This is a genomic window from Halocella sp. SP3-1, from assembly GCF_003953885.1.
GTDB lineage: Bacteria > Bacillota > Halanaerobiia > Halanaerobiales > DTU029 > Iocasia > Iocasia fonsfrigidae.
Window position 1 is genome coordinate 462332 of sequence record NZ_CP032760.1, and the last position, 20596, is coordinate 482927.

19 protein-coding genes are annotated in these 20596 nt (G+C 36.8%); 2 read left to right on the forward strand and 17 right to left on the reverse strand.

Going from position 1 to position 20596, the window contains the following annotated elements; all coding sequences use genetic code 11:
* Positions 1-4: 4 nt before the first annotated feature.
* The 7 genes from D7D81_RS02150 to D7D81_RS02180 all read right to left on the reverse strand — a co-directional run bounded on the left by D7D81_RS02150 (position 5) and on the right by D7D81_RS02180 (position 7158).
* Positions 5-982 (reverse strand): carbohydrate kinase family protein, encoded by a 978-nt coding sequence (locus tag D7D81_RS02150; RefSeq protein ID WP_125986881.1) that lies wholly within the window; start codon positions 980-982, stop codon positions 5-7.
* The gene (locus D7D81_RS02155) at positions 982-1551 is read right to left on the reverse strand and encodes a cysteine hydrolase family protein (protein ID WP_125986883.1); all 570 of its coding nucleotides are present in this window, start codon (positions 1549-1551) and stop codon (positions 982-984) included. Before D7D81_RS02155 ends, D7D81_RS02150 begins: the two co-directional genes overlap by 1 nt.
* Positions 1544-2458 (reverse strand): ABC transporter permease, encoded by a 915-nt coding sequence (locus D7D81_RS02160; RefSeq protein WP_125986885.1) that lies wholly within the window; start codon positions 2456-2458, stop codon positions 1544-1546. Before D7D81_RS02160 ends, D7D81_RS02155 begins: the two co-directional genes overlap by 8 nt.
* On the reverse strand, positions 2446-3549 hold the full coding sequence (locus D7D81_RS02165; RefSeq protein ID WP_125986887.1) for an ABC transporter permease: 1104 nt from the start codon (positions 3547-3549) through the stop codon (positions 2446-2448). Before D7D81_RS02165 ends, D7D81_RS02160 begins: the two co-directional genes overlap by 13 nt.
* A gap of 41 nt (positions 3550-3590) precedes the next feature.
* Positions 3591-5129 (reverse strand): ABC transporter ATP-binding protein, encoded by a 1539-nt coding sequence (locus D7D81_RS02170; protein ID WP_125986889.1) that lies wholly within the window; start codon positions 5127-5129, stop codon positions 3591-3593.
* Positions 5130-5239: 110 nt separating this feature from the next.
* Entirely contained in the window at positions 5240-6268 is a 1029-nt protein-coding gene (locus D7D81_RS02175) for a BMP family lipoprotein (protein WP_125986891.1), read from the reverse strand.
* Between the two features lie 155 nt (positions 6269-6423).
* Positions 6424-7158: a GntR family transcriptional regulator gene (locus tag D7D81_RS02180; protein WP_125986893.1), complete on the reverse strand. Its 735-nt coding sequence runs from the start codon at positions 7156-7158 to the stop codon at positions 6424-6426.
* A 600-nt stretch (positions 7159-7758) separates the two neighbouring features.
* Here D7D81_RS02180 and D7D81_RS02185 point away from each other — a divergent pair.
* Positions 7759-8259, forward strand: a complete 501-nt coding sequence (locus D7D81_RS02185; protein WP_125986895.1) for a kinetochore Spc7 family protein — start codon at positions 7759-7761, stop codon at positions 8257-8259.
* Between the two features lie 61 nt (positions 8260-8320).
* Here the strand turns inward: D7D81_RS02185 and D7D81_RS02190 are convergent, their stop codons facing one another.
* The 9 genes from D7D81_RS02190 to D7D81_RS02230 all read right to left on the reverse strand — a co-directional run bounded on the left by D7D81_RS02190 (position 8321) and on the right by D7D81_RS02230 (position 17559).
* Positions 8321-9571: an adenosylhomocysteinase gene (locus D7D81_RS02190; RefSeq protein WP_125986897.1), complete on the reverse strand. Its 1251-nt coding sequence runs from the start codon at positions 9569-9571 to the stop codon at positions 8321-8323.
* Positions 9572-9690: 119 nt separating this feature from the next.
* Complete coding sequence (nagB, locus tag D7D81_RS02195) at positions 9691-10416, reverse strand: glucosamine-6-phosphate deaminase (RefSeq protein ID WP_125986899.1); 726 nt, start codon at positions 10414-10416, stop codon at positions 9691-9693.
* A complete protein-coding gene (gene nagA / locus D7D81_RS02200; RefSeq protein ID WP_125986901.1) occupies positions 10400-11557 on the reverse strand; it encodes an N-acetylglucosamine-6-phosphate deacetylase in 1158 nt (385 codons plus the stop codon). The genes nagB (D7D81_RS02195) and nagA overlap by 17 nt, the downstream gene beginning before the upstream one ends.
* 5 nt (positions 11558-11562) lie before the next feature.
* The gene (gene ptsP, locus D7D81_RS02205) at positions 11563-13296 is read right to left on the reverse strand and encodes a phosphoenolpyruvate--protein phosphotransferase (RefSeq protein WP_125986903.1); all 1734 of its coding nucleotides are present in this window, start codon (positions 13294-13296) and stop codon (positions 11563-11565) included.
* Positions 13286-13567 (reverse strand): HPr family phosphocarrier protein, encoded by a 282-nt coding sequence (locus tag D7D81_RS02210; RefSeq protein WP_164522081.1) that lies wholly within the window; start codon positions 13565-13567, stop codon positions 13286-13288. The genes ptsP and D7D81_RS02210 overlap by 11 nt, the downstream gene beginning before the upstream one ends.
* 13 nt (positions 13568-13580) lie before the next feature.
* Positions 13581-14066: a PTS sugar transporter subunit IIA gene (locus tag D7D81_RS02215; protein WP_125986905.1), complete on the reverse strand. Its 486-nt coding sequence runs from the start codon at positions 14064-14066 to the stop codon at positions 13581-13583.
* Positions 14067-14133: 67 nt separating this feature from the next.
* A complete protein-coding gene (locus D7D81_RS02220) occupies positions 14134-15027 on the reverse strand; it encodes a DUF7916 family protein (RefSeq protein ID WP_125986907.1) in 894 nt (297 codons plus the stop codon).
* Positions 15028-15081: 54 nt separating this feature from the next.
* Positions 15082-16509 (reverse strand): N-acetylglucosamine-specific PTS transporter subunit IIBC, encoded by a 1428-nt coding sequence (nagE, locus tag D7D81_RS02225; RefSeq protein ID WP_125986909.1) that lies wholly within the window; start codon positions 16507-16509, stop codon positions 15082-15084.
* A 201-nt stretch (positions 16510-16710) separates the two neighbouring features.
* Positions 16711-17559, reverse strand: coding sequence for a PRD domain-containing protein (locus tag D7D81_RS02230; protein WP_125986911.1), 849 nt, complete (start codon positions 17557-17559; stop codon positions 16711-16713).
* 354 nt (positions 17560-17913) lie between these two features.
* Between D7D81_RS02230 and D7D81_RS02235 the strand changes: the two genes are divergently transcribed.
* Positions 17914-19659: an IS1634 family transposase gene (locus D7D81_RS02235; RefSeq protein WP_125986259.1), complete on the forward strand. Its 1746-nt coding sequence runs from the start codon at positions 17914-17916 to the stop codon at positions 19657-19659.
* A gap of 148 nt (positions 19660-19807) precedes the next feature.
* Here D7D81_RS02235 and nagB (D7D81_RS02240) read toward each other — a convergent pair whose 3' ends face one another.
* The gene (nagB, locus tag D7D81_RS02240; protein WP_125986918.1) at positions 19808-20533 is read right to left on the reverse strand and encodes a glucosamine-6-phosphate deaminase; all 726 of its coding nucleotides are present in this window, start codon (positions 20531-20533) and stop codon (positions 19808-19810) included.
* Positions 20534-20596 lie beyond the last annotated feature (63 nt).

A 20596-nucleotide genomic window follows, 5' to 3' on the forward strand; every position in this document is an offset into this window, starting at 1 on the left:
TTAATTATTCCTCCTTTAGCATCTCTTCCTGAAAATAATTGCAATAACGTTGACTTAATTCTCCTAGTTTAGGTACATTGTTTAAACATCCACGGGCTTCAATAGTAAAAGAAGCCATAACCGAACCAATCTTACCTGAGCGAAGTAATCCCTGCCCTTTTAAATACCCAAAAAGAAAGCCAGCAAGAAAAGCATCTCCAACCCCACTAGGGTCAAGGGGTTTATCTGACAGGCAGACAGGTATCTCATAGACACTCTGTTTAGAATCTATCTTTTCTCGGATAATACTTCCCTCTTTGCCCCGAGTCTCAATTATTATTTCTACTTGACCGCAAAATAAATCATCAATATCATTACAGCCCATTACCTGTAAAAGGGCACGTTTTTCTGCTTGATTCATCACCAGTATTTGAGCCCCACTTATAAAATTCTTCAATTCCTCCGGAGGGAAGGCCACAAAATCACCCTTCATTCCCAGAACTACTGGAACACCCAACTGACGTGCTGTTTTCATAATACACTGGTTATGTTCCCAATTACCAACAGTAATTACTATATAAGGGCTCTGTTTGATTAAATCAAAGGGTACTTTCCCCGGCTGGGAAGCTGCCCCAGGGTAAAAGAGGGTAATCTGCTCCCCACCTGGCTCTGTAATTAAAAAGGAACGTGAAGTTAAGGCATCTTCAAACTCTTTGACTCCATCAAGATTTATTCCAGCCTCAGTAAGAAAACCCTTAAAACCACTTTCACTGAAATCCCTGCCAACATTCATTAATAAGCCGGTATTAAGCCCCAGGGTTTGGAGATTATAGGCAATATTAACATTACAACCACCATAACTTTCTTTAATGAAATCACCATTTTCTATGAGGGCAGTCCTACCCTCTTTTAGAGATGAGTTAACCCTGACAATCTGATCCAGGCTGGGGTATCCCGATAAAAGTAAATCCAGTTTGGCTGTCCCTACCCTGTTCTTCTCCATTATAATTCTCCTGCCTTTATTTCCTGGATAAGCCTATCCAGTGCTTTAACACCACCACCAAAATATTTGTCAATTTCCTTTAAGTGCACTTGATGTGAATTCTGGTCATTAGTAGCCACACACTCCCTGGGAACAATCACTCTGTAGGCAAGGTAATAAGCATCATGAACAGTTGCCCTGATGCAATTATTGGTCTTTGTCCCCACTAAAATCGTATTTTTGATTCCATGTTCCCGCAGAGTCAAATCTAAATCTGTTCCAAAAAAGGCACTATAACGTCTTTTTTTAAGTAAATATTCTTCCTTTGGGTCAAAATTTAGTTCTTTGATAACCTTGTCTCCTCCTGTTTCTTCGCGGCAGTGATCCCTGACTAACTCTAACTCCAAATCCATTTTGTTTTCCCGATGAGAATCTGCTATGAATATCCGTAGTAATCCTTCCCTGCGGGCAGTGTCAAGTAATCTTTTTATTGGTTGAATTATCCCACGGTTCTCTGGATAAAATACCTTGCCTGCTGGATGGACAAAATCTTTAATCATATCAATAATAATTAAAGCAGTCTTAGCCAAGCAAATCCCCCCTCTGTAATGAGCGACAGCGTTTAATAATCCCAATTACTGTTAAGAGCAATATGATAGAAACAAAAGGGATCATCTGTACAAAATTACCAGGCAGATTATAGGTTTGAAGACGCATCTGTACTCCATTGGCCAGGCCAAAGATAAAAGAAGAAATTGCCCCTCCTATAGGTGTACCACGCCCGCAGAAAATAGCAGCCAGGGCTATAAATCCTCTGCCAGCAGTCATCCCTTCAGCAAAAGCCCGAATATTACCAAGTGCTAAATTAACTCCACCCAATGCAGAAAAAAAACCACTAAGTAAAACAGCCGAATATTTAAGTTTATTTATTTTTAATCCCAGGGTTTCAGCTGCTTCCGGATTTTCGCCTACTGTACGCAAACGTAAGCCATAGACGGTTTTATAGAGTATAATCTGGGCTATAACTACAGCCACTATTGAAAAATATACCAAAGGAGTGTGGTTATTAACAATCGTACCCAGAACAGGTATTTTATCTAATAAGGGAATATTAATTTTACTTAAACCTACAATTTTATCAGATGTAAGAAGTCCTCTGGTATTAAAAATCGTCTGTAATAAATAGGCTGTAATTCCAGTAGCAAACATATTTACAGCCAGCCCGATAATTATAAAGTCACCTCTCATAGAGATACTAAAATATGAGAAAATAAATCCCAGTATCAGACCACTAAGCAAAGCCATTAATATAGCTAAATATACATTACCAGTCAGCATACTGACAACTACACTGACAAATGCTCCCATTAACATCATTCCATCAAGGGCAATATTAAGTACACCTGCTTGCTGGGTAAATAGTCCTCCCAACACTGCCAATAAAATCGGTGTTGTCATCCTTAAAGCATAATGACCTATTACAGCTAATTCCTCCATATCGCTCCCTCCCCTTTCGGGATTCTCTGAAATATATTTTTTATGTATTCTATAATAGGGATCTCTTTAAATAAAAATTCTACAGCCAGGAAAAAAATGATTACAGATTGTAAAACTTTAATTATATTACTAGAAACACTGGTCATCATCTCCATCATACTGCTTCCACTACGTAAAACAGCAAAAAACAGGGCAGCAATTAATACTCCAACTGGATGGTTTCTACCTAATAGGGCAATTGTAACACCATCAAATCCATATCCCGGTGAAAAATCCTGAGCAAAACGATGGTGAACACCAAGTACCTCACCAGCTCCAGCTACCCCAGCTACTGCACCACTAATAATCATAATCCAAACTGTTTTTTTAGCAACATCCATACCAGCTGTTTCTGCAAACAATCTATTCCAGCCAATTATACGGCTCTCAAATCCCAGGGACATATGTCGAAAATAGAAATAAACTAAAATTACCATTAGCAAAGCAATAATAAACCCAAAATGAAGCTGGGATGTCAGCTTAAATCTTGGCAAAAATGCTGAGTCTGCAATCTTTGGTGAAGCTGCATACCCCAACCCCTCACCGCGGAAAGGATGTGTTACCAGGTAACCAGTAAATAAGGTAGCAACCTGATTTAACATAATAGTTACCACCAACTCATTTACTCCCAAAAAGCCCTTTAGTAATCCTGGTACTGCTCCCCAGAGACCACCAGCGATAATTGCTGCTAAAAAACATAAGGGTATATGAATATATCCCGGCAATCCAGTAAAGGTAAAACCAACAAATGCAGCGGCAAAAGCACCCATATAAATCTGCCCTTCTACACCGATATTAAAAATATCGGTTCGAAAGGCAATAATACAGGCCAATCCAGCTAAAATCAAAGGTGTCGCAGTAAATAAAGTATTTAAGATTGCCCCTCTACCTACAAATGCCCCATAAACAAGCACTTTATAAACAGTCAATGGATTTTCGCCGGATATTAAAAGGATTATTGCCCCTACAAGCAGAGCCAAGAAAACTGAGATTAGTGGCCGTTTCAGAGCATTATACACATTTATACAATGTTTCTTTATTAACTGCTGCAAATTTCTACCTCCTCACAAAAAATATTTAATTTTTTATACCTTTAAAACCTGGCTACCATCTTATTCTCACTGCAATCCTTCTCACCAGTCATTAATATACCTAGTTTCTCTTTTTCAGCCTCATCAGCCCTTAAACTCCCCACAATTTTCCCTTCATATAAAACAAGTATCCTGTCACTTAAAGACAATATTTCCTCAAGCTCAGTTGATATTAAAATAATACCTATCCCCTGGCTTCTAGCTTTCAATAATTGTTCATGAACAAAGTCAATAGCACCTATGTCCAAACCCCTCGTTGGTTGTGAAGCAATAAGCACATTTGGTCTAAAAGCTAACTCACGGGCAATAATCACTTTTTGAGCATTCCCACCTGAAAGTGAACCAACCTTACTCTCCACTCCAACGGTCTTAATATTATATTTCTCAATAAGATCTTCTGCATAGTTTTTAATTTTTTTAAGTGAGAGGAATTTGCCGGTTTTAAAAGATTTTCGGTGGTGATAACCACAGATTAAATTTTCTGAGACTGTACCTTCAGCAGCTAAACCACATCCAAAACGATCAGAGGGTATATTAGCTACACCCTTTTCTCTTATTTCTGCTGGTTTCAAATTGCTTATATCCTGTCCATTTATAATTACTTTTCCTGCTGTAGCCTCCTGCATTCCTGTCAAAACTCGTAATAATTCTTCCTGACCATTACCTTGAACACCAGCAATACCAACTATTTCTCCTCTGCGGACCTTAAAAGAAAGGCCATCTAGTTTTTTTATACCCCGTTTATCATATGTTTCCAATCCTTTTGTTTCTAAAACTGTCCGGCCAGGGTTAAAATCCCCAATATTAACATCTAGTAAAATATCCCTACCAACCATTAAATTGGCTAGTTCTCTCTTGTCTGTCTCTTCGGTAATCAGGGTTTTAATCTTTTCCCCACCCCTCATAACAGTTACCCTGTCAGAAACCTGTAATACTTCCTCTAATTTATGGGTAACAAAAATAATAGATTTCCCTCGTTTCTTGAGGTTTTTAAGACTTTGTAAAAAACCATCTATTTCCTGGGGGGTTAAAACAGCAGTAGGTTCGTCTAAAATTAGTATATCTACCTCCCGGTAGAGCATTTTCAATATCTCTACACGTTGTTGAATTCCCACTGAAAGATCACAAATAACCGCAAAGGGATCAATCTCAAGACTATACTTTTTGTCCAGGGCCCTAATTTCTTCAATAGCCTTTTCATCATCAAAAAAATATCTGTTTTTCCTCGGTTCTACTCCCAATAAGATGTTTTCCAGCACAGTTAGCGAAGAAATCAGTTTGAATTCCTGATGAACCATGCCAATTCCCAGTGAAATGGCAACACGTGGATTAGCTATCTCTCTCCTCTGACCACTGACATATATCTCCCCGGAACTTGGTTGATGGAGTCCATAAATCAAATTCATTAATGTTGATTTGCCGGCACCATTTTCTCCTACTACTGCATGTATTTCACCTTTTTTTATAGAAAAGTTAATATTATTATTGGCTACTATATCCCCAAATTTCTTGCTCAAATTAACTGTCTTTAAAATTTCCAATTAGACACCCTCCCTCCCTAAAATTACGGGGAGAAACACTCTCCCCGTAACCATATTTTCTCCATTTAAATGCCTAATTTAAATTCTTACTTTCCGATTTTTCTCATTATTTATTGAGAGACATCAGTAACCTCTATCTGACCACTGATTATTTCTTTTTCTAACTTTTTAACTTTTTCAATATATTCAGCAGGAATCTTATCTTTTGTATATTCCATCAGTGTCAGGGAAACACCATTCTCTTCTAGACCGAGGGTGATTACTTCCCCACCTTCCAATAAACCCTTCTCCAATTTTTCACAGAGATCATATACTGCAATATCCATTCTCTTCATTACACTTGTTAAGACATTACCCTTAGCCATATAGTCCTGGTTGGCATCAACACCAATAGCATATTTACCCTCCTGGGCAGCAGCTTCAATTATTCCCTGACCGGTAGCACCAGCAACCTGAAAGACAATATCAGCACCCCTATCCATCTGTACCAGAGCCATTTCCCGGCCTGTAGAGGGATCTGCAAAACTATTAGCATAAGACTGCAAAACTTCTACCTCAGAATTAATGTAATGTGCCCCCTCTTCATAAGCAACCATGAATTTGTTAATCCCTGGAGAATCTACACCACCAATTACCCCAATCATCTTCTTTTCATTTATTCCTTCTATATCTGTATTTGAGGTTACCATTGCCGCCAGGGCCCCAGCTAGAAAGGAGGCATCATGTTCTTTAAAAACTACTGATACAACATTAGGCTGGTCAACAACCAGGTTAAACACAGCAAAAATTTTATCTGGAAACTGAGGTGCAACCCTTTCTACCATATCAGCATGACCATATTCCAGAGTTAATATTAGGTCATAACCCATCTGAGCTAATGAAGCAAGATACCTTTCTCCTTCTGTAACAGCATCAGGTTCAACTATCTTATACTCTATATTCAGCTTTTCTTCAACTTCCTGTAAACCTTTATAGGCCATATCATTAAAAGACCTATCACCCAGACCACCCATACTAGTAATTAAAGCCACTTTCTTATTTGCCGCCACAACATTTCCATTTCCTGCTACAACAATAAGACCCATAAAACAAAGAATCAGACCTGCCGATAAAATTATTTGATATCTTTTTTTTATCATTTTACCTTCTCCCTCTTAATTTCAGTCAAATGAAAGAACATATACTACAGAGGACAGCCAACTAATACCATTTTAAACTTTCTTTTTATATCCCCTCCCCTTAAAAATTGGCTAGTTATTTTACTGTATTTAATTTTATATTTAAGTACAAACAATCATGACTTTTGTGGTGTCTGCTGTATATAGAATTTAAATTTATCTGATTTAAAATGAGAACGAAAAAATTCAATAGGAACTGCTTGCCCCTTAACCTTTCCTTCAACAAGGCCTGTAAAAAAAAGCATTGGACTTCCTTTTTCCATTTTTAGCAACTGGGCATGGACCTCGTCTACTAGTGAAGCATCAATTGTCCGCAGGGCTTTAACAAACTCCACATTATATTTATCTTGAAGATAGTTATACAGAGAAAGTATTGTGAAGTCCTTTTCAAGTAATCCTGGAAAAAGTTTGTATGGCAAAAAAGATTTAGTGACATTTATGGGATCTGCATCAGCATAACGAATCCTTTCCAGGATCACTACTTTTTCACCAGAACCAAGTTTTAACTTGCTTGCAACCTCTTTTGTAGGTTCAGCCTTTTCCAAATTCAAAATTATAGAAGAAGGTATCTTCCCCTGTTTAATTATTTCTTCTGAACAGCTTGTTAATTCAATTAGACCATGAGTAAACTTTCGTTCTTGTACAAATGTTCCTTTACCATGTATCTTATAACAGTAACCATCATTAACTAAATTATTTATAGCCTTTCTAACAGTTGTTCTGCTAACATTAAACTCATCTATTAATTCCCTTTCTGAAGAAATTTTTTCATTAGGTCTTAATTCTCCATTTTCAATTTTTTCAATCAATTTCTGCTGTATTCTATAATAAAGCGGTAAAGGTATATCCATTTTCTTCCCCCCCAAAATAGATTGTCATTACGTAACCTTGTCATCCCGTCACTACCAGTTAATTAAAAATAATTCTTTGATTCTTAACTATATAAATACATAGTTTTTTAAATTTATACAATTTTATTATAAATTTTCTTGAAATATTTGTCAAATGTAATATTTCCATTATATTCTTACCAGACAAAATCATCTTCTATCTAAAGAATCCATCACTATAATTCTTAAACTTTATAAAATTAAATTCATCAAAATACACGAATAGGGTTTCTTCGTTTTTTCAATATTAAAAATATTTTGTCTGCGCTGAACGTGCTAACAACGATTATATTATTACCCGAAATACAAAAGATTTTACTATAACAATTATAACTCCTGAAGAATTCTCAACATTGTTTTTTCAAAAAATTTTAGCTTATTCGCTATACACTTATTTCAAAGATATCTTTAATTTCTACTGACAATAGCCCTATATGCATGTGTACATTTGTTCTTTTTCAATTGCTTTTCACCCCTTTTTATGATATTATAATTACATAATTTGGACCTATAATTACAATTCACTTATAGACATATTGCTATGTAAAGGGGGGAGAATTATTGAGTAATGAGGAATTAATTAATAGTATTCGTGAAGTAGTTCGTAGTGAGGTCTCCGGTCTAAAAGATGATGTTGCTGGTTTGAAAAATGATGTTAAAGTATTAAGTGAAAAAGTAGATGAAAATACTGCCAGACTGGATAGCTTGAATGAGAAAGTGGACGAAAATACTGTCAGACTAGATAACCTGGATGAAAAAGTAGATCAAAACACTGCCAGGTTAAATAACTTAAATGAAAAGGTCACTGATAATACTGCTAGATTGGAGATTTTAAATAAGAAAGTAAGTGGAAATACCAAGAAACTGGATGATTTAAATATTAAGGTTGACAACATTAGTAACCGTCAGCTGGCTATCTTTGAACAAACTGCTGGTTTACTGGAATTTCGGACAACAGTTAATGAAAAACTGGATAATATCAGTGAAGATATTGCTTTCTTAAAACATAAGGAACAGCAGAATGAACGGGATATATTTATTTTAAAAAGAAAAATAAATTAATTTTTTTAAACCCTCTCAACATATCGCTGAGAGGGCTTTGCTGTTTGTTTATCATTCTCTTTTACTCATGCTGCCAGCCACTGAGATAAGCCTCTTGTTCTTTTGATAATTCATCTACAGCTAATCCCAGAGACTTAAGTTTAAGTCTGGCTACTTTATTATCTATCTCTGCCGGCACTTTATGGACAGCATTAGTCATTTTATTATCTAATAGGTATAATAGGGAAGACAACTGTAAGGCAAAACTCATATCCATTATCTCTGCCGGATGGCCGTCACCTGCTGCCAGGTTTACCAGTCTACCTTCGGCCAGCAGGTATATTTTACGTCCGTCTGCCAGTTCATAGAGCTGGATATTATTTCTGGCTTCTTCTTCTTTAACAGCCAGCTCCTTTAAATCCGGCTTGCTTATTTCTACATCAAAATGACCAGCATTGGCCAAAACAGCCCCATCTTTCATAACCTTAAAGTGTTCTCTACAGATAACATCTTTACAGCCGGTTACAGTAATAAAAAAGTCTCCTACCTTTGCAGCCTCCTGCATCGGCATTACCTGAAATCCATCCATCCAGGCCTCACTAGCCTTAATGGGGTCTACCTCAGTTACTATAACCCGGCCGCCTAGACCCTTTGCCCGCATAGCCACACCCTTACCACACCAGCCGTAACCAGCTACAACTACATTCTTACCAGCCACTACTAGATTAGTAGTCCTCATAATACCGTCCCAGACAGATTGCCCGGTACCATACCTGTTATCAAAAAGGTATTTACAGAGGGCATCATTAACAGCCATCATGGGAAAGGCCAGGACTTGATCATTTTCCATAGCCTTTAAACGATGGATACCAGTAGTTGTTTCCTCTGAACCACCAATAATCTTTTTGATCAAGTCCTTACGCTTTGTATGGACTAATTCTACCAGGTCACCACCATCATCTATAATCAGGTCTGGTTTAATATCCAGGACTTTATTGATATGCTCCCTATATTCCTCATCTGTTGCCCCATACCAGCTGTGCACCTCAACACCATGGGCGGCCAGTCCAGCAGCCACATCATCCTGAGTTGATAAGGGATTACTACCGCAGATAGCTACCCTGGCCCCCAGTTTTTTTGCTGCATAGGCCATATAGGCTGTCTTGGCCTCTAAATGAAGACAGATAGCCAGGTTCTTTTCCGCTAAAGGCTGTTCATCCTCATATTCCTTTAAAATCTCATTTAAGATATCCATCCTACCAGCCACCCACTGAATCTTCTTCCAGCCCTTATTAGCTAGTTTTGGGTCCCTGATAGTTGATTTTTCTATCATATAATTTTTCCCTCCTAATTTATATGCTTCTTATTTTTTCTTTAATAATTATTATATAAATTATTTTACCATACAAAAGCAAAAACTTCCAGCCTATATAAGCTAATAGTTTCCTTGTATTATAGTAAACTGGCAGCTTCTTCATCTATAATAAGTGTTGTCTCTGGATGGGTCTGTAGTAATGAGGAGGGAATCCTGGTGTCAACATAACCATTGATGGTCTTTTTTATTGCTTCTGCTTTATTCTTACCACTGGCCAGTAAAATAATTCTCCTAGCCTTAAGTATAGTAGCCATTCCCACTGAGATAGCCTTTCTAGGAACTTTATCAAGAGAATCAAAAAACCGGCTGTTGGACTCAATCGTTTCTTCAGTCAACTCAACCAGTTTTGTTGTAACATTTAACCTGTCACCCGGTTCATTAAAGCCAATATGGCCATTAGAACCTATCCCCAGTACCTGGAGATCAATACCCCCTGCCCGTCTGATCTTTTCTTCATAATACCAACACTCTGTTTCCACCTTTTCCACCATACCCCGCGGTATATTGGTATTTTCCGGATGGAGGTTAACATGTTTAAAGAAATTCTCCTGCATATAGTAATGATAGCTCTCTTCGTTCTCCGGTGGTAATTTATAATATTCATCAAGGTTAAAGGTTACTACTTCAGAAAAATCTATCTCTCCCCTATGATACATTTCAACTAATTCTTGATACATACCCTCTGGGGTACTTCCAGTGGCTAACCCAAGTACACTATTAGGCTTCAGGTTAACCTGACTGGCTAGCAACAATGCCGCTTTCCGACTCATGCTCTGATAATCGTTTTCAACTATTACTCTCATTATTTACCACCTCTTCTCCAGCTTTAAATACTCTCTTTACATGTAAGTTCTTATCTAATAAAACCATATCTGCTATATAACCGGTTTTAAGCTGCCCTAATTCCTTCTCCAGGCCCAGCAGTCTTGCCGGGTTATAACTTGCCATTTCTATAATTTGGGGTAAGGGGAGTAACCCCAAGCTGTGAATATTTTTCACTGCCCTGTCAAGAGTAAGTACACTCCCGGCCAATGCCCCTGATGCCAAACGGGCTGCACCATCTTTTACTGTTACCTTTTGACCGCCTAGTTGATAGATCCCATCTCCTCTCGAACCTGCTTCCATCTGGTCTGTTACCAGGATTAGCTTATCCAATTCCTTAATCTTGAAGACTATTTCTAAAACAACAGGTTTAATATGTATAAAATCAGCTATTAGCTCACAACTCAAATCACTATTAAAAACTGCCCCCACTACCCCAGGTTCACGATGGTGAAGACCGCGCATGCCATTAAAAAGATGGGTAGCATGTAATAATCCCCAGTCTCTTGCCTTGATAACCTGTTCATAACTAGCTCCAGAATGACCTACAGATACAGTTACATCATTTTCTACCAGATACTTAATTAAATTTTCTGCCCCTGTCAGTTCAGGGGCAATAGTTATTATTTTAGTAATATCAATATATTCCTTTATTAGTGATAAATCAGGTGATACGATATGGCTCTCTTCCTGAGCACCTTTATAATCTTTATTGAGAAAGGGACCCTCGATATGTGTCCCTAGAACCCTGGCCCCTTTAGTCCCTTTCTCCATGACATCTCTTATGTTTCTCAAGGCATTTTTGATATCAGCATAGGGCATAGACATAGTTGTAGGCAGAAAGGAAGTAACACCAGATTTAATCACAGCCTTACTTATCTCATTAACTGCCTGATAACTCCCTTCCATGGTATCAAAACCATTAGCACCATGTATATGAATATCAATAAAACCAGGACTTAGGTAATTCCCCTCCCCATCAATAATTTCTAACTCTCCATTATAGGGATAATGTTCACTTGCTTCCTGGTCGAGTATTTTAAGTATTTTTTCCTTGAAGAGAATGCCTCCTTCTTTAACCCTATTATGATTAATAATTTTTATGTTTTTAATCAGTTTCATCTAACTCACCTATCTTTTCTTATTACTTCACTTAAATAATCCTTTATTTCCTTACTTGAACCCAGTTCCAGTACCTTCTCTGCTATTAGTAAAGCATCTTTTCTTGACCATTTACTAATCTGCTCTTTAACACTTAAAATAGAGACCGCACTCATACTAAGCTCACCAAGACCAATCCCCAGTAAGAACGGTATTAATATTTCCTCACTGGCTGCTTCCCCACACATGCCTACTGGAATCCCCTGTCGATGGGCAGTCTTTACAACTTTATTTATTAAACGTAAAACAGAGGGATGATAAGGAGAATGCATAGCTGACACCTTTTTGTTTGTCCTGTCAACAGCTATTGTATATTGAATTAAGTCATTTGTACCTATACTGAAAAAATCTGCCTCCCGGGCCAACTCCTCAGCAATCATAACAGCAGCCGGGGTTTCAATCATAACCCCTACCTCTATATTAGGATTATATTCTTTTCCTACTACTTTCAGTTCTTCTTTACAAAGATCTAACTGTTGTTTAGCCTTTGATAATTCTTCTAAAGCAGCTATCATTGGAAACATGATCTTTATCTGTCCATAATTTGCAGCACGCAGGATAGCCTTTAATTGTGCTTTGAAAATATTTGGCCTATCAAGACAAATCCTGATAGCTCGATAGCCCAGAAAAGGGTTTAGCTCATCAGGCAATTTCATATATGATAATTCCTTATCTCCACCAATATCAAGTGTCCTGATTATAACAGGTTTGTCTCCCGCCTTTATAGTAACATCCTTATAAACCTCAAACTGTTCTTCTTCAGAAGGGCTCTGCTCCCGATCCATATAGAGAAACTCTGTCCTAAACAAACCAACACCATCAGCACCCTGCTCTAAAACCACATCTAAATCAGACAAATTCCCAATATTTCCAGCAACCTTAATCTCGAATCCATCTATTGTAACAGCTTTTTTGTGGACAAATTTCCTTTTTCTCTCCAACTCTTGCTGCTGCTTTTCTATCTTATTTTGATAGTGTTTAATTGTGTCTTGAGCAGGTTCAATTATTACCTTACCATCTGTCCCATCAACTATTACTTCCTGTCCATTTTTTACCCTTTCCAGCAATTCTATACCAATCCCAACTACTGCTGGTATCCCTAATGACCTGGCCATAATGCTAGTATGTGATGTCCGGGAGCCCTCAGCAGTAACAAAAGCCAGCACCTTTTCTGAATCTAATTGCGCTGTATCAGAAGGGGTCAAATCCTTTGCCACAATTATTGTATTGGGAGAAATCTTTTGAGAATTACTTTTTTCCCCTTTAATTATCTTGATCAGTCTTCCTCCAACATCCTTAAAATCAGCCTGACGGGCTAAGATATATTCATCATCCAGTTGGGTCATCAACTGGACATATTGGTCCACTACTTTACTAACTGCTGCTTCAGCCCTAAGCCTATTTTCTTTGATCTCTTCTTCAATTGCTGTAATAAATTCAGGGTCCTCTAAAAACATGAGGTGTGCCTCAAATATTTCAGCTTTCTCAGGGCCAAATCTCTCTTCTGTCTGCTTTTTTATATTATGAAGACTTTTTTCTGCCTGACTAAGTGCTTTACTAAGCTTATTTAATTCTGCCTGTATTTCATCCTCAGCAATCCTGCTTTTGTCTATTTCTTGTTTTTGATTATTAATCAGATATACCTTGCCAATAGTTATCCCTGGTGATACTGCTATTCCATCCACAAAATCACTCTCCATTTTCTTCCATAGCAGGCAATTCAATTTCTATAAAGTTTACTAATTCATTGACAGCCTTTTTTTCATCATCTCCTGAAGCCTTAATGATTAATTCCTTACCTTTAGCAGCCCCTAAAGTCATTACATTCATGACACTTTTGGCGTTTATTTCTTTATCTCCGTAAATCAACTTTATATCAGACAAATACGCTTTAGCTTTTTTTACAAGACGGCCAGCTGGTCTAGCATGAAGTCCTGTTTTATTCTTAATCACAACTTTCTTTTCTACCATTATCATCACCCTTTTAATTATTTTTTATTTTTATAGACAATAAATCATATCCAGTTTCTACAGTTTTATTTGCCATTACTTCTATAGATTCCACTAATTCCATATTAGTTATTATAATAGGTGAAATAGTAGAGGGGGCTTTTTCAGATATTATATCCCAGTCTATTTTAAGCAGTTTTTGACCTGTTGTGACCTGCTGACCCTCTTCAATCAAGGGTTCAAAACCTTCCCCTTTAAGCTCGACTGTATCAATCCCCATATGGAGTAATATTTCCAGTCCTCGATCTGTCTTAATACCTAGGGCATGGTTGGTAGAAAATTTCTGAACAACAACTCCATTTGATGGTGACACCAGGTAAGGATTAGTAGGTTTTATGGCTATCCCATCACCAATCATCTTCTGGGCAAAGGCTTCATCTGGTATATCATTTATCTGAACAAGTTCCCCACTAAGAGGGGCTTTTAAAACCTCCTGCTTTTTTTTTAAAAAATTAAACATTAGATCAACTCCTCTATGAAAGAAAATAATATATAATATTATACCATAAACTTAAAATTAACATTATTCATCTCTTAATAGATAGTGCCATCCGTTTATAAGTATGGCGAATACCCCTGACAGTAATAGAATATGTCATAATATTCTCCGGTAATGCCATACCAGCCATTCCCGCATCCCCAATATGATGGATATCTGCCCCTACCATCTTGCTATTTAAAGCCAATTTCTTAATAGTTTCTTTATCTGCCCCCTCCTGGGAAGTGCCCAGGGTAGTCATAACTAAAACACCGTTTTGCTTAATTCTGCCTACAGCTTGCTTGCATTCTTCAAGGGAAATACCTGGTACTGAGCCTGGTACGGGCAGTAAAATAACATCTACTCCAGCACTTATCATTTCGTCGAACATATCTTTGGCAAGATAGTCTTCTTCAACCCCTGCTGTATGCATCTTCCCGGCCATTATTATCACTTTATTGCCTAACTCTGCTTTAATTTTTTTAATATTATTTACTATTTTTTCTGCTGTTACACCTGTTAAAGGATTTCCCGTCAAAACAATGAAGTCTACACCCTGTTGGTAAGCCTTTAAGGCTGTTTCCAGACTAGCCTTTCTCCCCTCAGGTAGATTAGTCATCTCTCCTATTGTTTCGTCTACTGGTTCCAAATTAATACCAATAGGTCTACCGGTATATTCTTTTATCCTCCTAATAACACTTTTATTATCTGCTCTTATATTTCTAAAATGGGGTTTATTTACATCATAAAGGTTTAGTAACAATAGATCTGCCCCAAATGAAGCAGCAATCTCAGCATTACTAATCCCATTAAATAAAGCCCCTTCAGTGATAATCTCACTTAAGATAACCCGACCTTCAGATAATTTTATGCTTTTCATTAAATCATTTTTGTCCATATTTAATAATATAGTACTACTTGCATCCAGCAGTCTAGTAACCATACCTTAAACCCCCTTATTTTTACCAGGGAGGAAATCCTCCCTGGTTAATATTTATTACTTAAGTGCTTTATTAATCTGATCAGCAATTAGTTCTGCTTGAGTACCAACTACTACCTGAGCATTGTTTTTATTGGCTTTTAATACCCCAGTAACTCCTATATTCTTTAATTTTGCCTCATCAATCTTATCTGTATCATTAACTTCCAAGCGTAAACGGGTAATACAGGAATCGAGTTTGTTTATATTTTCAACACCACCAAGGTATTCGATGAATTTTTCTATTTTTTCATCAACCTCTCCTGCTGGTACTGCCTTATTTTTACCGTTATCTTTTCTCTGTGATTCTGGTAGTATATCAAAGGCACCAGCGGCATCTGCATCAAGGCGTCCTGGTGTAGCTATATTAAATTTCTCAATAGCAAATTTGAATATTATATAGTAAAGGATAAAAGCTGCTATACCCAGTAGTATAATTAATAATGGTCTTTCTGCCAGATTAAAGTTTACCACATAGTCAATCAGCCCTGCCGAAAAACCAAAACCGTGTCTAATCCCAAGCAAATAAGCAAGTATAAGGAAACCACCACTCAGAATTGCATGGATTAGATATAGTAAAGGTGCCAGAAACATAAAACTAAATTCAATTGGTTCTGTTATTCCTGTCAGAAAAGAGGTAAGGGCAACACTGATAAATATACCAGAAACAGCCTTTCTGTATTTTGGTTTAGCTGCTCGATACATTGCTAAAGCAGCAGCAGGCAGCCCAAACATCATCATTGGGAAGAAACCAGCCATAAAGATGCCTGCACTGGGATCTCCGGCAAAAAAGCGGTGGAGGTCACCGGTTACTACTTCCCCAGCTGCTGTAGTAAATTCACCAAAAACAAACCATACGAGGGTATTTAGAACATGATGGAGTCCTACAGGTATCAGGAGACGATTCAGAAACCCATAGACACCTACACCTATTGCCCCTGCATCTATAGCCCACTGTCCAGCTGCATTAATTACATTTTGAATTGGAGGCCAGACATAACCAAATAGATAGGCCAGTACAATACAGGCCGCCCCAGTTACAATCGGCACAAACCTTCTCCCACCAAAGAAACCCAGGTAATCAGGAAGTTTTATATCATGATAGCGGTTATAAAGAGCCCCTGCTACTAAGCCGCCAATAATACCAGCCAGTACACCCATATTTATATCCGGGTTTATTGCCTGAGTAGCATTTGTTATAATTAAATATCCGACAGCACCTGCCAGACCAGCGGCACCTGATTTGTCAAAAGCAATTCCCACGGCAACACCTATCGCAAATAATAATGCTAGATTATCAAAAATAGCACTACCAGCAGCAGCTAAAAATGGGAAGTTAAAGGGGTCAACACCAAAACGAAGCATAAGAGCAGCCACAGGCAAAACAGCAATAGGAAGCATTAAAGCCTTACCAATACGTTGTAATTGTGAAAATCCTTTCTTCATAGTTTAACATCCTCCTTTAAATTATAATAATAATTAAACCAATAAAGCAAATTCTACTTGTCGTCTACCACCTCCTTCAGTCAATTCAGCCAATATTAATAATAAAAAAGGCATAAACCTACCCACAAAAAACCGGGTAAGGCTTATGCCTGAATCATCTCAGTAACACGCCTCTCATTCTTTTAAATTTTAATAATTGCCCTAGGTCTGATCCTTCAGTCTATGCAGATGGAGTGTTATATAGGCAAGTTCATCTTCATTTACAACTACCTTTAGGGATTCTTCAATCCGAGCCCCTAAATTTTGGGCTATTTTAAAAGTTTCTCCAAACTCTTTTTTTATCCTATCAACCAGGGGGTTCCTGACCTTTTTGTTATTTTTTAATCTATCCAGTGAACACCTTAAATGATTTACCAGCCTGGTATAGGTTAAATTCAAGGGATTTATTTTTATATTCAGTTCTTCCTCAACCATTTCAACTAAGTGACGAATTAATGATGTGTTTCTAACTGTCTGGCTAACTTTTTTCTTTTCTCTGGCTGCATGAAGATGCATTGCTATAAAACCTACTTCAGATTCTGGTATTTCCAGAGAAAGTCGTTCTTTGATCAAGTCTGCTGCCTTTACTCCAAGCCTGAACTCCTGATTATAGAGTATTTTTATTTCTTCCAGAAAGGGATTAGAAATATCCATTCCATTATTTAGTCTTTCTATAGTAAAGGCTATGTGATCAGTTAGGGCAATATGGACATGGGGGTCAAGGTCACCCAGTTCATTCTCTGCTAAGGCTATTATCTCCTCACCAATACCTAAAATCTGGCCATCTAATTCATTTATTAACTGTAGGTATTTATTTTTAATAGGCTTAGAATAGGTAATGAAGCTTTTCTCAATTTTTTCAACAGGAATCTGAACTTTTTTCCCTGTTTTACATTGAAAACCTATCCCTTTGCCAATTAAAACCATCTCCTGAGCAGCTGACAGTTCCTTAGCAAGGACAACATTGTTATTTAATACTTTTAATACTATATATTCACTTCTGTCTGACATAATTCATCCTCCTTAAAAGAAAAAACCACGGAGAATCAATACTTATTATCTCCCTGGTTTATGCCTGCCAAACAGTAACACACCTTTTAGTATTTTATTTTATTATATTAATTTTCTTAATAATAATTATATTATACAAAAATAATTTTGTCAACAAAATTTTCACATGGTGGTGTGCTTATAATAAACTGGCAGCCTCTTCATCTATAATCAGGGTTACGGGTTTTTGACAGTTGCATAAGATAAAAATCTCCGAAAGCCTTGATATAGGCTTATTTTTATGTCAAATTTTCCACTTTTCTATTGCGTAATTTACCGTAATGTGGTATGATATAAGGATAAGGGGGAATTTTTATGCGATTGAATATTAGTAAATCCAAAAATGCGTCTTCTCTCTATGTCATTAAGGATATAAACGTAAGAGGAAAACGCACAACCAAAATTGTAGAGAAACTTGGTACATATGATGAGTTATTAGAGAAGTTAAACGGAGAAGACCCTATCCAATGGGCAAAAGAATATATTAAGGAATTGAATGAAAAAGAACGGCAGAAAAAACAGAAAGTTATTGTTAAATATTCTCCTGTTAAAAAAATCAAAAAAGACCAACAACGGGTTTTTAATGGTGGTTATCTCTTTCTTCAAAAAATATATTATGAACTTGCTCTTGATAAACTTTGTGATAGATTATCTAATAAATATAAATTTACGTTTGATCTTAATAATATCTTATCTCGACTGGTTTATGGACGTATTTTATTTCCCTCATCTAAGTTAACAACGCATCGTCAGGCAGCTACTTTTATTGAGCCACCAAACTTTGATCTTCAACACGTTTATCGAGCTCTTGATATTTTGGCAAAAGAGTCTAATTTTATTCAAAGCACTCTATATAAAAACAGCTTAAAAGTTTCCAAACGTAATACAGGTATTCTTTACTATGATTGTACCAATTACTTTTTTGAAATTGAGCAGGAAGAAGGATTGAAACAGTATGGAGTTTCAAAGGAACACCGTCCTAATCCCATTGTACAAATGGGCCTTTTCATGGATGGAGATGGTATTCCTCTTGCCTTTTCTATTCACAAAGGAAATACCAATGAACAAACAACTTTAAAACCTCTAGAGAAAAAAATCATTGATGATTTTAAATTATCAAAGTTTGTTGTTTGTACGGATGCTGGTCTTGCCTCCTATAATAATCGACGCTTTAATGATATTGGTAATCGTGCCTTTATCACAACTCAATCGGTTAAAAAATTAAGGAAACACCTTAAAGAGTGGGCCCTTAACCCAAGGGGTTGGTCTTTATCAGATAGCCAAAAATTGTATAACCTTTCTGAATTGGAAGAAAAAATTAACGCTATAAAGGACAACCATAAAAAAGAACGTTGGCTTTCTAAAGTCTTTTATAAAGAACGGTGGATTAAAGAAAATGGCTTAGAGCAAAAAATGATTGTTACTTTTAGTTTTAAATATCGTAATTATCAGCGACGTATCCGACAGGAACAAATTTTACGGGCTCAAAAGAAAATTGATTCCAATCCATCCAAAATAGGTAAAGCAAGCCAAAACGATTATCGCCGTTTTATTAAAACAACGACTTGTACAGATGACGGCGAAATCGCCAACAAAAAAATCTATCATATCAACACGGATGTAATTGATAAGGAAAAGATATACGATGGATTTTATGGTATTTGTACCAACTTAGAGGCTAATATTTCAGAGATTATAAAGGTCAACAAAGGTCGTTGGCAAATCGAAGAATGTTTCCGAATTATAAAAACGGAATTCAAAGCAAGACCGGTTTACTTAAGTAAAGATGAACGCATTGAAGCTCATTTTATAACCTGTTTTATTTCATTGTTGATTTACCGACTTCTTGAAAAACGACTGAACAGTGAATTTACTTGTCCAACAATCATCCGAAATTTGAAAAACATGAATTTTCTAGAAGCCAGAGGCGAAGGCTATATCCCTGCTTATACCAGAAATAATTTTACTGATAATTTACATGAGATTTTTGGTTTTAGAACAGACTATCAGATTATCACTAACAAAAAAATTAAAAAAATAATTAGAGACACAAAAAATTAAAAAAATACGCACTTTTTTACATAAAGAAAGCCGTAAGAAACCTTTTATTTATAAGGTTTATACGGCTTTTTGCTTTTTCAACTGTCAAATATGGGATTATATTATACAAAAATAATTTTGTCAACAAAATTTTCACATGGTGGTGTGCTTATAATAAACTGGCAGCCTCTTCATCTATAATCAGGGTTACTTCTGGATGAGTCTGCAGTAATGATGAAGGGACTCTGGTATCAACATAACCATTAACTGTCTTTTTTATTGCCTCTGCTTTGTTTTCTCCACTGGCCAGCAAAATAATCCTTTCGGCCTTTAGTATCGTAGCCATTCCCACTGAAACTGCCTTACGGGGGACTTTATCTGGAGAGTCAAAAAAACGGCTGTTGGACTTAATCGTTTCTTCAGTTAGTTTAATCAGCTTAGTGGTAACATTTAGCCTATCACCTGGTTCATTAAACCCAATATGTCCATTTGAACCTATCCCCAGAACCTGTAAGTCGATTCCTCCTGCCCGCTGGATTTTTTCTTCATAATACTTACATTCGGTTTCAATATTTCCTACCATACCACGTGGTATATTAGTGTTTTCAGGATAAAGATTGACATGCTTAAAAAGATTTTTCTGCATGTAATAATGATAGCTTTCTTTGTTATCCGGGGGGAGTTTGTAATACTCATCAAGATTAAAAGTTATCACCTCAGAAAAGTCTATTTCCCCCCTGTGATACATCTGAACTAATTTCTGATACATTCCTTCCGGGGTACTCCCAGTAGCTAGACCTAATACACTATTAGGTTTTAAATTGACCTGGCTTGCCACTAACAAGGCAGCTTTCCGACTCATTGTCTGATAATCATTTTCTATTATAACCCTCACTAATCTGCCACCTCTTTTTGAGCTTATCTATTTCAATATTTTTCTCATTTTTCTGGATTAATC

Bases quoted from the DNA above. Each gene is read 5' to 3' on its own strand.
- D7D81_RS02215 (WP_125986905.1), bottom strand. From the start codon at position 14,066: ATGTTTAATTTTTTAAAAAAAAAGCAGGAGGTTTTAAAAGCCCCTCTT.
- ptsP (WP_125986903.1), bottom strand. From the start codon at position 13,296: ATGGAGAGTGATTTTGTGGATGGAATAGCAGTATCACCAGGGATAACT.
- D7D81_RS02230 (WP_125986911.1), bottom strand. From the start codon at position 17,559: ATGTCAGACAGAAGTGAATATATAGTATTAAAAGTATTAAATAACAAT.
- D7D81_RS02235 (WP_125986259.1), top strand. From the start codon at position 17,914: ATGCGATTGAATATTAGTAAATCCAAAAATGCGTCTTCTCTCTATGTC.
- D7D81_RS02210 (WP_164522081.1), bottom strand. From the start codon at position 13,567: ATGGTAGAAAAGAAAGTTGTGATTAAGAATAAAACAGGACTTCATGCT.
- nagB (WP_125986899.1), bottom strand. From the start codon at position 10,416: ATGAGAGTAATAGTTGAAAACGATTATCAGAGCATGAGTCGGAAAGCG.
- D7D81_RS02160 (WP_125986885.1), bottom strand. From the start codon at position 2,458: ATGGAGGAATTAGCTGTAATAGGTCATTATGCTTTAAGGATGACAACA.
- D7D81_RS02220 (WP_125986907.1), bottom strand. From the start codon at position 15,027: ATGGTTACTAGACTGCTGGATGCAAGTAGTACTATATTATTAAATATG.
- D7D81_RS02180 (WP_125986893.1), bottom strand. From the start codon at position 7,158: ATGGATATACCTTTACCGCTTTATTATAGAATACAGCAGAAATTGATT.
- D7D81_RS02190 (WP_125986897.1), bottom strand. From the start codon at position 9,571: ATGATAGAAAAATCAACTATCAGGGACCCAAAACTAGCTAATAAGGGC.
- nagA (WP_125986901.1), bottom strand. From the start codon at position 11,557: ATGAAACTGATTAAAAACATAAAAATTATTAATCATAATAGGGTTAAA.
- D7D81_RS02150 (WP_125986881.1), bottom strand. From the start codon at position 982: ATGGAGAAGAACAGGGTAGGGACAGCCAAACTGGATTTACTTTTATCG.
- D7D81_RS02175 (WP_125986891.1), bottom strand. From the start codon at position 6,268: ATGATAAAAAAAAGATATCAAATAATTTTATCGGCAGGTCTGATTCTT.
- nagE (WP_125986909.1), bottom strand. From the start codon at position 16,509: ATGAAGAAAGGATTTTCACAATTACAACGTATTGGTAAGGCTTTAATG.